The organism is Streptomyces fractus (assembly GCF_049844455.1).
Lineage (GTDB): Bacteria > Actinomycetota > Actinomycetes > Streptomycetales > Streptomycetaceae > Streptomyces > Streptomyces fractus.
In genome coordinates this window covers 147,055-159,250 of the sequence record NZ_JBMYHI010000002.1, presented here as the reverse complement: position 1 = coordinate 159,250, position 12,196 = coordinate 147,055, and the positions used below count along the sequence as shown (strand labels likewise).

Sequence of the window (12,196 nt, the reverse complement as noted above, 5' to 3'; positions counted from 1 at the left end):
GGAACTCTCTCCTTAGCGGGAGGCGCCGCTGGAGGCGGCGGAGACGTGAGGGGTGGTCTGGGAGGCGGGGGAGTCGCCGGTGGCGGTGACCCGGCCCTCATCGGACACCGGCGCACCGGACCCCGTGTCGCGGGACACACCGACGCCGCGCACCAGGCCGAGCTTGCCGAGGACGACGTAGGCGACGAACGCGAAGACGACCGAGTTGATACTGGGCAGGCCCCAGTCGACGAACTCACCGACGCAGAAGGCGAGCAGCCACACGACGAGCGTCGCGGGGACCCACGTCGGGGCGGTCATGGGCAGCGTGCCCGAGGCCCGCGAGGTCTCCAGGTCGCCGCGCCACCGCTTGACCACGAAGTACTCGGCGATCATCACGCCGGCGATGGGCGGGAAGGCGACGCCGAGCAGCGTCAGGAAGTCGGCGAAGCGGTCCAGGATGCCGGCCGCCGCGAGCAGGCTGCCGACGAGTCCGAGGAGGACGGTGACGGTGGCGCGGTTGACCTTGCGGCCGAAGACCGACTCGATGAAGTTCACGACGCCGAGGCCGGAGCTGTACAGATTCCAGTCGTTGATCTTCAGCGCGCCCATGATGACGACGAGCGTGCCGACCCAGCCCACCGAGGACACCGCGATCGCGGTCACGTCCGCGGACCGGGTGGCGTGCGCGAGGAGCACTCCGGCGAGCCCGACCACGTACTCACCGAGCGAGATGCCCACCACGGTCTGCTTGACGACGTCGGCGGTGGACCGGTTGAAGCGGGTCATGTCGGGCGTGATGATGGCGCCCGCGATCGCGCCGCCGGCCACGAGCGTCGTGCCCTGGACGAGGGAGAGGTGCGGGCCGGGCGGCGCGGAGGCGACCAGGTGCCCGATGTCGAAGCGGGCCAGCTCGTGCACCGTGGACCAGCCCACGAGCAGCAGGAACGCGGGCACCGTGACATACGCGGCCCAGTTCATGGAGCCGAAGCCCCACAGCACGACGGCCGTCACCCCGAGCCCGAACAGGACCGACCACACGGGCGCGGGGAACACCCCGACGAGCCCGGCGAGCGCGTCCGCGGAGATCGCCGACTGGATGCCGAACCAGCCGATGAGGCTGAGCGCGATGGCGAGCCCGATCAGCGAGGACCCGACGCGCCCGAACCCGGTCCAGCGCGCGAGCACGGATGTCGGGAGCCCCTCCCGTACGCCGATGATCCCCACGAAGATCGAGAGCACCTCGACGATCACCGAGCCGAGCGTGAGCGCCCAGAACGCCGTCCAGAAGTCCATCCCGAAGCCCAGCGTGGCGCCGAGCACGAACTGGCTGAGCCCGGAGATCTGCCCAAACCGCTGGAGGGCTACGGACCACCAGCTGTACCGGGCGGTGGTGGGCACTCTGGTCAGGGCGTGATCGTCCACCCCGACGGCGCGTGCGGCGGCCATCGAACCTCCAAGCGACTGCGGTTGCCCGCACGCTACGGCGGCCGCCGAGCAGGTGCGGTGGGCGCAGTGCCCGGTGGCGTGGAGGTGGCTGTGCAGAGTGCACGGTGAGGCCCTGACTCAGGGGCCGTGGCTCAAGAAGGTTGGCTCAGCAAAGGTGGCTCAGGGGCGGCGCCCCGTGCAGCCCACGATGCGGTCCATCAGCGGCGCGTCGTCGGGCGTCTCGACCGGCGGCCCCCACAGCTCCGGCAGGGGCGCCGCCGTCACGAAGCCGGAGACGTGCGCGTGGCAGGCGCGCAGCGTCTCCTCCGGCAGGTCGAAGGGCTGGCCGGTCGCCTTGGCGAGGTCCCAGCCGTGCACCACCATCTCGGTGAGCGCGACCTTGCCCCACGTGTCGTTCGGCAGCGCGAACCCCGGCCCGTCCGTCTCGCCCCGCCAGGCCTCCGGGTCGTCCCAGGCGTCGGCGAGCGCCCGCACGCTCTTCTCCGTGCTCTCCCGCCAGTCGCCGGGGCCGGCGGGCAGCGGCGACTCCTTGCGGGCGAAGCCCGTGAACGCCCGCGCCGCCTCGTCGACGTGCGTGACGAGGTCGCCGACGGAGTACTCGGAACAGGGCGTGGGCGAGGACAGCTGCTCTTCGGTCACGCCGGTCAGTACGTCGATCATCCGGTCGCAGGCCGGCTTCAGGTCGATCACGGAAGTCCTCCTCGGACGTCATGCCGTGGTGTTACTGATGCAGACCGCGCCGGGCCCCCGAACTCATCGGTGCGCCCGCATGCCGAGCTCCGCGACGACGCCAGTCGCCGGGGTCGGGCGAAAGGCCTGGGCGCGGCCCCGCTACTTGCGCTCCACCTCGACGAAGGCGAGCGGGGCCGTGCCCGCGTTGACGACCTCGTGCTCGCTGCCCGCCGAACGCGCGTAGGAGCGGCCCGAGCGGAGCTCATTGCGCGTGACGGTGCCGTCCGGGGTGATGACATCGGTGTGCCCGTCCGTCACCGGAACGACGACATAGTCGTACTCGTGCACGTGGCGGCCGGTGCTCTGCCCCGGCTCGAAGTCCCAGCGGGTGATCCGCGTGCGCTCGTCCTCGTGCTGCACGGTGGCGCGGGCGGTGGTGGTCATGTTCACGGCTCTTTCCTCGGACGGGAACGGTGGCGGCGGGAATCGCCGCAGGTGGCAGGCTAACCGGATCACACCGCGAAGAGCTGCTCGAGGTCGGCGAAGGCCTTGAACTCCAGGGCGTTGCCCGCCGGGTCGAGGAAGAACATGGTCCACTGCTCGCCCGGTTCGCCCTGGAAGCGCACATAGGGCTCGATCACGAACTCCGTGCCGGCGGCCGTGAGGCGTTCCGCGAGGCGCTGGAACTCGGGCACCGGCAGTACGAGACCGAAGTGCGGCACCGGCACCTCGTGCCCGTCGACCGGGTTGGTGCCCGCCACGGCCTCGTCCTCGGCGCGTGGTGTGCCGTCGCCGACCTGATGGGTGACCACCTGGTGGCCACCGAAGTTCCAGTCGATCCACCGGGTGTCCGAGCGGCCCTCGGCGAAGCCGAGCACCTTGCCGTAGAAGTCGCGGGCGGCCGCGAGGTCGTCGACCGGAATGGCGAGGTGGAAGGGGGCGAGCGGCATCGGAACTCCTTGCGCGGTCGGTGAGTTGGGGCCGGGTGATCCCTGTCCCGGCGGGCGGGCCGGTATGCGTGGGAGCGGTGCGCGGGGTGTTGACCATGGTGTGCGGCGAGCCTATGTTCGCGTCCGGAGTTCCGTTCACTGTCCGAAATCGCGAACAATTAGCCGCGCGAGGAGAACGACGTGAGCCGCACCGAGAGATCCAACGCATCGCCTTCTTCGCAAGTCACCCCCGGCAGACGGCAGTTCATCGCCGTCGCCGCCACCGGGGTCGCGGTCGCCGCGCTGCCCGCCGCCGTGGGCACGGCGGCGTACGCGAGCCCGGCGTCCGGTACCGAATCCGCACCCCGGGTCGCGAGGGGCGCCGTCGAACCCTTTCCCCTCGACGCCGTCGCCCTGCTGCCCGGCGCCTTCCGCGACAACCAGGCGCGCAACACGGCCTACCTGCACTTCGTCGACATCGACCGGCTGCTGCACACCTTCCGGAAGAACGTCGGTCTGCCCTCGGACGCCGAGCCCTGCGGCGGCTGGGAGGCGCCCGACGTGGAGCTGCGCGGGCACACCACCGGACATCTGATGTCCGGGCTCGCGCTCACATACGCCAACACCGGCGACACCGCCGTACGCGACAAGGGACGCAAGCTGGTCGCCGCGCTCGCCGAGTGCCAGACGGCGTCGCCGAAGGCGGGCTTCGGCAAGGGGTATCTGTCCGCGTTCCCGGAGAGCTTCTTCGACCGGCTCGAAGCCGGGTCCGGGGTATGGGCGCCGTACTACACCATCCACAAGATCATGGCGGGGCTCGTCGACCAGCACCGTCTCGCCGGGAGCGAGCAGGCCCTCGACGTGGTGCTGCGGCAGGCCGCCTGGGTGGACGAGCGGACCGGGGCGCTGAGCCACGACCAGATGCAGCGGGTGCTTCAGACCGAGTTCGGCGGCATGAACGACGTACTCGCCGACCTGCACGCGATCACCGGTGACACCAACTGGCTGAAGGTCGCCGAACGCTTCACCCACGACGTCGTCTTCGACCCGCTCGCCAAAGCCGAGGACAAGCTCGCCGGGCTGCACGCCAACACGCAGATACCGAAGATGGTGGGAGCGCTGCGACTGTGGGAGGAGGGCCTCGGTGACCGCTACCGCACCATCGCCGAGAACTTCTGGCAGATCGTCACCGACCACCACACGTACGTCATCGGCGGCAACAGCAACGGCGAGGCCTTCCACGAGCCCGACGCCATCGCCGCGCAACTCTCCAACGGCTGCTGCGAGAACTGCAACAGCTACAACATGCTGAAGCTGACCCGGCTGATGCACTTCCACGCGCCGCACCGCGTCGACCTGCTCGACTACTACGAGCGCACGCTGTTCAACCAGATGCTCGGCGAGCAGGACCCCGACTCCGCGCACGGCTTCAACATCTACTACACGGGCCTCGCGCCGGGCTCGTACAAGCAGCAGCCCTCCTTCATGGGCGAGGACCCCGAGGCGTACTCCACCGACTACGACAACTTCTCCTGCGACCACGGATCCGGCATGGAGACGCAGGCGAAGTTCGCGGAGACCGTCTTCTCGCACGACGACGACCGACTCCTCGTGAACCTGTTCGTGCCCGCGGAGGTGAAGTGGAAGGCCAAGGGCGTCAGTTGGCGGCAGACCACCGGCTTCCCCGACAAGGCGTCCACCACGCTCACCGTCACCTCGGGGAAGGTGGAGCACGAACTGAGGGTGCGCATCCCCTCCTGGACGAGCGGCGCGCGCGTCACGCTCAACGGCCGCGCCCTCGCCGACCGCCCCAAGGCGGGCAGCTGGTTCGCGCTGCGCCGCCGCTGGAAGGCCGGGGACCGGATCGAGGTCACCCTCCCCATGCGGCTGGTCATCGAGCCGACACCCGACGACCCGGACGTACAGGCCGTGCTGTACGGGCCGGTGGTGCTCGCCGGACAGTACGGGGACCGGGGAGCGATGCGGATGCCGCGGCTCGACCCGAAGTCGGTCGAGCAGACGGCCGCCGCGCCGATGCGGTTCACGGCGCGGGCCGACGACGAGAACGTCACGCTGCTGCCCATCGCCCGCACCCACCACGTGCACTACACGGCCTACTGGCTGACGGGTGAACCGCCGCCCCCGCCACCGGAGTTCGCCGCCTGGCACCGCTTCGACGAGACGTCCGGCACGACGGCCGCCGACGCGACGGGCAACGGCAAGACCGCCCAACTGGCGGGCGGCGCATCATGGTTGACCGGTGGGAAGCTCGACGGAGCCGTCGTCCTCGACGGCTCCGACGGCCACGTGAAACTGGCCGACGACGTGCTGGCCGGCGCGACCGCGTACTCCCTCGCCACCTGGGTGAAGCTCGACGGAGCCCCCGAGGCATGGACGCGCATCTTCGACATCGGCACCGGCGCCTCCGCCAACCTGTTCCTGACCCCGCGCTCCGACGCCGACACCCTGCGGTTCGCCGTCACCGCCGGCGGAGCAGGGGCGGAGGACCGCATAGACGTAGACCAACTCCCCACGGGAACCTGGGTACATGTGGCGGTGACGTACGGAAGCGGCACCGCCGTCCTGTACGTCGACGGCGCGGAGAAGGGACGCAACGAACACGTCACCGCGCAACCGGACATGTTCGGCAACCACATCCGCGCCGGATACCTCGGCAAGTCGCAGTACTCGGACCCGTATCTGAAGGGCGCCCTCGACGACTTCCGGGTCTACGGGAAGACACTGACGGCCGCGGAGGTGGCGGAACTGGCAGGGGCCTGAGCAGCGGCGGGGCGGATGGGGCGCGCCGATCCCCACCCGCCCCGCCGCTCCAACGTCAGCGCAGCGCCGCCGGCTTCTCGTCAGGGGTGACCTGTCGGGGCGCGGGCACCGACACCAGCGGCGGCTCCGTCGCACACGGACGGGACCGCGTCAGGGCACTCAGGCCGAAGGTGAGCAGCGCGTTCAACACGACCGTGACGAGACCCGCGTTGACGCCACCGAGGTCGGGTTCCACCACGTACAGCACCAGGGAGGCGGCGACCCCGGCGATCATGCCGGTCGCCACCGCCCACGCCCGCACCCGGCCGAAGAACAGCAGGGCGAACCAGCCCGGGATGAGCTGGCCGAGCAGGTAGTACGTCAGGTTTAGCACGGTCAGCATCAGCGACGACGCGGTCAGTGTCAGGACTGCGGCCGCGACGAGGAACACCGCGACGGCCAGCGTCGTCCACCGGCGCTGCGCCTCCGGGCGCAGGTTCGGCGCGAGGTTGCGGGAGACGATGCCACCGATCGACAGCGCCGTCACGGCGAGGACCAGGACACCGGACAGGCCCGCGCCGCCCGCGACCACCCCGACCAGCCAGTCGGGCAGCACATCACGGACGACGTCCATGAACACCGTGTTGGGGTCGGCGACATGCTTGCCGGCCGTGTACGCGAAGTAGGCCGTGGCCACCAGGAACGGGTACATCAGCATGTACGACGGCATCCACACCGTCGACGACTTGATGGCCCGCTCGGAGCGTGCGGTGAAGATGTAGCCTGCGGAGAAGCCCAGATAGAAGGTGACCGCCTGGAAGACGATGGTGGTCAGTGCGAACACCATCGGGCTGCCCGCCATGGTGACCTGCGCGCGCGGCACCGCCGCGGGGTCGGTGACCGCCTCGATGCCGCCGCCCGCGACGAGCGCGGCGACTCCCGCGGCCACCACGCCGACGATCATCAGCCCGTCCTTGAGGATCGACACGAACGCCGGGGACCGCACCCCGGACACGGCGACGTACAGGAACGCCATCACACCCGCGAGGATCACCGCCTGCACCGGCGTGATCGGCAGCCCGAGCGCCGTAAGCACCACCTGCATGCCGATGAACTGGTACTGCCCCCACGGCACCAGCGCCACCAACAGGGCCAGTGCCGTGATGAGTTCGAGGCTCCGGCTGCGGAAGTGGCGGCCGAACACGTCGGGGATGGTCATCGCGTCGTAGCGGACACCGGCCCGCCAGATCAGCGGCGCCACGTAGTAGCCGAGCGGATAGGCCAGCAGGATGTAGCCGAGGAACCAGACGCCGTAGCTCGCGCCCTTGGCGTAGATGCCGGCCGGGAAGCCGATCATCGTGCCGATGCTGTAGACCTCGCCGACCGCGAGGAAGTACAGCAGCCACGGCGGGAACGAACGGCCGCCGACCAGGTACTCGCTGATCGACACCTTGCGGATGCCGCGCCGCGCGCTGAACGCCACGAGGACCGAGGCCGCCAGGACGACGAAGAAGACGGTGGCGATCATCGGGACACCTCTTCCGAGGAGTTCGGTGTGTCCTCGGGGTAGTCCTTCTGGTCCATCCGCCACGCCAGCTTCAGACACAGGCTCGTCAGCGGGAACCAGGCGAACACCCACAGGAACAGCAGCGGGATCCCCGCCACGTACACGTCCGTGTTCGCGAGCAGCGGCATGACGACGAGGAGCGCGAACGCGGGGACGCCGAGGCCCAGCCACAGGCTGCGCGGCAGACGGCGAGTGGGTTCGGAAGGCGGTGAACTCATCGCGTTCCTCCGGGAGTTCGCTCCCAGACGACGTCGCCGCCGATGACCGTCGCCTCGACCGACAGGTCGCGCAGACTGCGCTCGCCACCGGCGGTCGGGTCCTCGGACAGGACCGTGACATCGGCCAGCTTGCCCGGCTCCAGGGTTCCCTTGCGGTCCTCCTCGAAGGCCAGTTTCGCGGCCTCGCTGGTGTACGCGCGCAGCGCCGTCTCCGCGTCGACCCGCTGCTCGGGGCCGAGTCGGTGGCCGTCGCGTGTCATGCGGTCGACCGCGCACCACATGCCCTCCAGCGGCGGCACCGGCACCACGGGCGTGTCCGAGTGCAGGCCGAAGGTGACACCGTGGCGGCGTGCCGAGGCCAACGGGTCGATGCGGCCTGCCCGTTCGGGTCCGAGGAAGCGGTCGCGGTGCCGGTCGCCCCAGTAGTAGACGTGCTTGACGAAGAACGAGGCGTGCACACCCGCCCGTGCCATGTCCGCCAACTGCCGCTCACCCGCCATCTGGCAGTGCTCGATGCGGTGCCGCCGGTCCGCGGACTCCGGATCGAGGCCCAGCTTCTGGTAGGCGTCGAGGATGGCCTGGATGGCACCGTCGCCGTTGCCGTGCACGGCGACCTGCCAGCCCGCCTCGTGCAGCGTCGCGATCCGCCGGGACAGGTCGTCCGGCGGGAAGATCAGCAGCCCGTGCTTGTCCGGGGCGCACGCGTAGCCGTCCGAGACACATCCCGTCAGGCCCTGGATCGAGCCGTCCGCCCACATCTTGACGCCCGCCACCCGGAACTCGTCGTCCCCGAGCCCCGCGACGGCCGACTCCACGGGGCTGAGGCGCCCCTCCGCCAGCTCCGGGAACAGGTCCTGCACGAGATACGCCTGGATCCTGTTGCGCAACCGGCCACTGAGCCGGGCCCTGCGGTACGCGTCGAGTTCGCCGGGGCCGCCCATCAGACCGAGCCCGGTGTCGTGCACCGTGGTGACACCCGCTTCCAGATACGCGTCACCGGCCCGGCCGATCGCGTCGGCCAGGTCGTCCACGCCCGGGTGCGGCATGCCCGCGTACGCGGCGAACGCGGCGGTCTCCGCGAGCACACCCGTCGGCTCGCCCTTCGCGTCACGCACGATGGCGCCGCCGACCGGGTCGGGGGTGTCCCGGTCGATGCCCAGGCGTGCGAGGGCCACCGAGTTGAGCACGCAGAAGTGCCCCGAGATGTGCTGGAGACACACCGGATGCCGCGGCGAGACCGGGTCCAGGTCGCCGCGGGTGGGGTGCCGGTCGTCGGCAAGGAGCGTGTCGTCGTAGCGGTAGCCGCGGATCCAGTCGCCGTGCTCGGTGTGCCCGGCGGCCTGCTCGACGCGGGCCACGATGTCGGTGATCCGGTCGTTCGGCGGACTGCCCGCGTCGACCTCGGCGGCGAGGGTCAGACCGAAGAACGTGGGGTGGTTGTGGGTCTCGATGAAGCCCGGCACGGCGCACCGGCCGCGCAGATCACGCAGCGCGGTGGAGGGCCCCGCGAGGGTCAGGATGTCGGCGTCCGAACCGACGGCGAGCACCTTGCCGTCACGGGCGGCGAGCGCCGTACCGGTGTGCCCGGCACGGTCCAGGGTGCGCACGGTGCCGCCGTACAGGATCGTGTCGGCGGCGTGCAGGGGATCGGCGGGGCGGGGGAGCGGGCTCGGCACGGATGATCACCACCAGGGGAGAGGGACGGAGGACGGGGCGCCCGCACCGACCGCGGGCGCCCCGGACGTGCACGTACAGCGGTCAGACGTAGTCCTGGTACTTGGTCAGGTGCCTGACCGGCTTCGACAGGGCGTCGCGGCGGAACGGATCGCCCAGCTCACGGGTGGTCATGACCTCGATGACCGTGGTGCGGCCCTCGTTCATCTGCGCCTCGACCGCCTTGCTCAGTGCCGGCCCGACATCCTCGAGCCGGTCCACGATCACGCCGTCGGCGCCCATCGCGCGGGCGATCCCGGCGAACGACTCGCTCTCCAGCTCGCCCGCGACGAACCGGCGGTCGTAGAAGTCGACCTGGTTCTTCTTCTCGGCGCCCCACTGCCGGTTGTGGAATACGACCGCGGTGACCGGGATGTCGTGCCGCACCGCCGTCATGATCTCGCCCATGCTCATGCCCCACGCACCGTCGCCCGCGTAGGCGACCGCGGGGCGTTCGGGCGCGGCCAGCTTGGCGCCGATGATCGTAGGCAGTGCGTAGCCGCAGTTGCCGAAGGACATCGGGGCGAAGAACGAGCGCGGCTCCTCGAAGCGGAGGTAGCTGTGGGCGATCGAGTTGATGTTGCCGATGTCGGTCGAGACCATCACCCGCTCCGGCAGCGCCCGCTCCAGCTCGCGCAGCACCTGACGCGGATGCAGCCAGGAGCCGTCCTCGCCGTCCTGCTCGGCGATCATGTCGAGGCTGTACGGGTCCGTCTCGTGGATCCAGCCGTCCAGCTCCTTCTCCCACGCGTCCTTCTCCGCCTGGATGGTCGCCGAACGCCGGGCGCGGGTCTGCTCGCAGACCAGGTCGCGGCCGTCGAGCCGGCTGACGAGGGACCGCGCCGCGGCGCCCGCGTCCCCGCAGATCCCGACCTCGATCTTCTTGACGAGACCCAGCATGCGGTGGTCCGCGTCGATCTGGATGAATTTGGCGTCCTTCGGCCAGTACTCCATCCCGTACTGCGGCAGCGTGCCGAACGGCCCGAGACGGGTGCCGAGAGCGACCACCACATCGGCCTGCGCGAGCAGCTTCATGCCCGCCTTGGAGCCCTGGTAGCCGAGCGGGCCGCACCACAGCGGATGACTCGCGGGGAACGAGTCGTTGTGCTGGTACGAGTTGACGACCGGCGCGCCGAGCCGCTCGGCCAGCGCCTTGGCCTGCTCGACCGCGTCCCCCATGACCACACCGCCACCGGAGATGATCACCGGGAACTCGGCCTCCGCGAGCAGCCGCGCCGCCTCCTCCAGGCTGCGCTCGCCGCCCGGTCCCCGGTCGAGACGGGACGGGCGCGGGATCTCCGCCTCGATGTCCCCGTAGAAGTGGTCGCGCGGGATGTTGAGCTGCGTCGGGCCCATCTCGCTCATCGCCCGGTCGAAGGCGCGGCCCGTCAGCTCCGCCATCCGGCGCGGATTGTTCACGTGCGCCTGGTACTTGGTGAACTCCTCGAACATCGGGAGCTGGTTCGTCTCCTGGAAGCCACCGAGGCCCATGCCCATCGTGCCCGCCTCGGGCGTGACGATGACGACGGGCGAGTGCGCCCAGTAAGCGGCGGCGATCGCCGTGACGCAGTTCGAGATCCCCGGCCCGTTCTGGCCGATCACCACACCGTGCCGGCCGCTGGCCCGCGCGTAGCCGTCCGCCATGTGCCCCGCGCCCTGCTCGTGCACGACCGGGATCAGCTGGATGCCGGCCGGCGCGAAGATGTCCATCGCGTCCATGAAGGCCGAACCCATGATGCCGAAGATGTCCTTGACGCCGTGCGAGACGAGGGTCTCCACGAACGACTCGGACGGGGTCATCCGTTGCACGCCGGCGGCCACCTGACGGCCGTCCTCGGTCGTGAACTGCGGTTGGGGCGCACTGCTGGTCATGGAGTTTCCACCCTTCGACGTGCTGTCGGTGCTGGTGCGGGGTGGCGCATGTTCAGTGGGGGGAGAGCGGGTTCCGGGATCCGGTACGCGGTGTTCCCAAAAGCGGGACACGTCGAGGACCGTAGAGCGGGCGTCTCGGCAGCGTCAACCGTGCGTACCAAAATCCGAGACGTGCTGCTACGTTCGGGGGCCTGTTGAGGGAGTCGCCAACTGGCCTTCGCCGAGGGAGAGTTGAGGATGGTGCACATGGAGGACGGAACCCCGGCCCTGCGCCTGTTCGCCCTGCTCGAACACATCGCCCGCACCGACCGGCTGGTCACCCTGACCGAACTGGTCGCCGAGACCGGACTGCCCAAGCCGACCGTGCACCGGATGCTGCAACAGCTGGAGGGCGCGGGCCTCCTCGACCGCCAGGGCGACGGCCGCCGCTACGGCGCGGGCGGCAGGCTGCGCACGTTCGCCGAGGACCTGCTCAGCCACGGCACCCATCACGCGGCACGGCACGCGGTGCTGCGCCACCTCGTCGACGAGATCGGCGAGACCTGCAATCTGACCGCGCCGGCCGGACCAGAGGTCGTCTACCTCGACCGCGTCGAGACCCCGGAGCCACTGCGGTTCGCCCTGCGGCCCGGGTCCCGCGTCCCGGTGCATTGCAGCGCCAGCGGAAAGCTGATCCTCGCGTTCCTGCCCGCCGCGCAGCGCCGCAAGATCCTCACCGCGGCTCCGCTGAAGGCGTTCACTGAGCGCACCCGCACCGACCCCGACGCCCTGGAGGCCGAGCTCGACCAGGTGCGCAGGGACGGATTCGCCCTGGACGACGAGGAGTTCCTGCCCGGCCTGGTGTGCGCCGCCGTGCCCGTGCCCCGCGGACCGGGGGAGGACGCGGTGGCGTCGCGGGTCCGCCAGTGCGTGGCACTCCAGGCGCCCGTCGTGCGGGTGAGTGTGGAGCGGGCCGTGCAGCTGGTGCCGGTGCTGCGGAGGGCGGCGGAGCGGATCGCGCAGGTCGAGGCGGAGTGAGCGGGATGGGCTGGCCGGGT

At 70.5% G+C, this 12,196-nt stretch carries 10 protein-coding genes; 2 read left to right on the top strand and 8 right to left on the bottom strand.

Annotation, left to right across the window (positions count from 1 at the left end; all coding sequences use genetic code 11):
• Positions 1-12: 12 nt before the first annotated feature.
• The 4 genes from ACP4E5_RS02810 to ACP4E5_RS02795 form a co-directional block, all read right to left on the bottom strand.
• Positions 13-1,428 carry a purine-cytosine permease family protein gene (locus ACP4E5_RS02810; protein WP_425825079.1) on the bottom strand — a complete coding sequence of 472 codons (1,416 nt, stop codon included), beginning with the start codon at positions 1,426-1,428 and terminating at the stop codon, positions 13-15.
• A 159-nt stretch (positions 1,429-1,587) separates the two neighbouring features.
• Positions 1,588-2,118: a TIGR03086 family metal-binding protein gene (locus ACP4E5_RS02805; protein ID WP_425825078.1), complete on the bottom strand. Its 531-nt coding sequence runs from the start codon at positions 2,116-2,118 to the stop codon at positions 1,588-1,590.
• Positions 2,119-2,259: 141 nt separating this feature from the next.
• Positions 2,260-2,544 carry a cupin domain-containing protein gene (locus ACP4E5_RS02800; protein ID WP_425825077.1) on the bottom strand — a complete coding sequence of 95 codons (285 nt, stop codon included), beginning with the start codon at positions 2,542-2,544 and terminating at the stop codon, positions 2,260-2,262.
• Between the two features lie 68 nt (positions 2,545-2,612).
• On the bottom strand, positions 2,613-3,050 hold the full coding sequence (locus ACP4E5_RS02795; RefSeq protein ID WP_425825076.1) for a VOC family protein: 438 nt from the start codon (positions 3,048-3,050) through the stop codon (positions 2,613-2,615).
• 180 nt (positions 3,051-3,230) lie between these two features.
• Between ACP4E5_RS02795 and ACP4E5_RS02790 the strand changes: the two genes are divergently transcribed.
• On the top strand, positions 3,231-5,810 hold the full coding sequence (locus ACP4E5_RS02790; protein WP_425825075.1) for a beta-L-arabinofuranosidase domain-containing protein: 2,580 nt from the start codon (positions 3,231-3,233) through the stop codon (positions 5,808-5,810).
• A 55-nt stretch (positions 5,811-5,865) separates the two neighbouring features.
• Here the strand turns inward: ACP4E5_RS02790 and ACP4E5_RS02785 are convergent, their stop codons facing one another.
• The 4 genes from ACP4E5_RS02785 to xsc form a co-directional block, all read right to left on the bottom strand.
• Positions 5,866-7,317, bottom strand: a complete 1,452-nt coding sequence (locus ACP4E5_RS02785; protein WP_425825074.1) for a sodium:solute symporter family protein — start codon at positions 7,315-7,317, stop codon at positions 5,866-5,868.
• Positions 7,314-7,574, bottom strand: a complete 261-nt coding sequence (locus ACP4E5_RS02780) for a DUF3311 domain-containing protein (protein ID WP_425825073.1) — start codon at positions 7,572-7,574, stop codon at positions 7,314-7,316. Before ACP4E5_RS02780 ends, ACP4E5_RS02785 begins: the two co-directional genes overlap by 4 nt.
• Complete coding sequence (locus ACP4E5_RS02775) at positions 7,571-9,250, bottom strand: amidohydrolase (protein WP_425825072.1); 1,680 nt, start codon at positions 9,248-9,250, stop codon at positions 7,571-7,573. The genes ACP4E5_RS02780 and ACP4E5_RS02775 overlap by 4 nt, the downstream gene beginning before the upstream one ends.
• A gap of 82 nt (positions 9,251-9,332) precedes the next feature.
• Positions 9,333-11,159 (bottom strand): sulfoacetaldehyde acetyltransferase, encoded by a 1,827-nt coding sequence (gene xsc / locus ACP4E5_RS02770; protein ID WP_425825071.1) that lies wholly within the window; start codon positions 11,157-11,159, stop codon positions 9,333-9,335.
• A gap of 246 nt (positions 11,160-11,405) precedes the next feature.
• Between xsc and ACP4E5_RS02765 the strand changes: the two genes are divergently transcribed.
• Entirely contained in the window at positions 11,406-12,176 is a 771-nt protein-coding gene (locus tag ACP4E5_RS02765) for an IclR family transcriptional regulator (protein WP_425825070.1), read from the top strand.
• Positions 12,177-12,196: the final 20 nt, after the last annotated feature.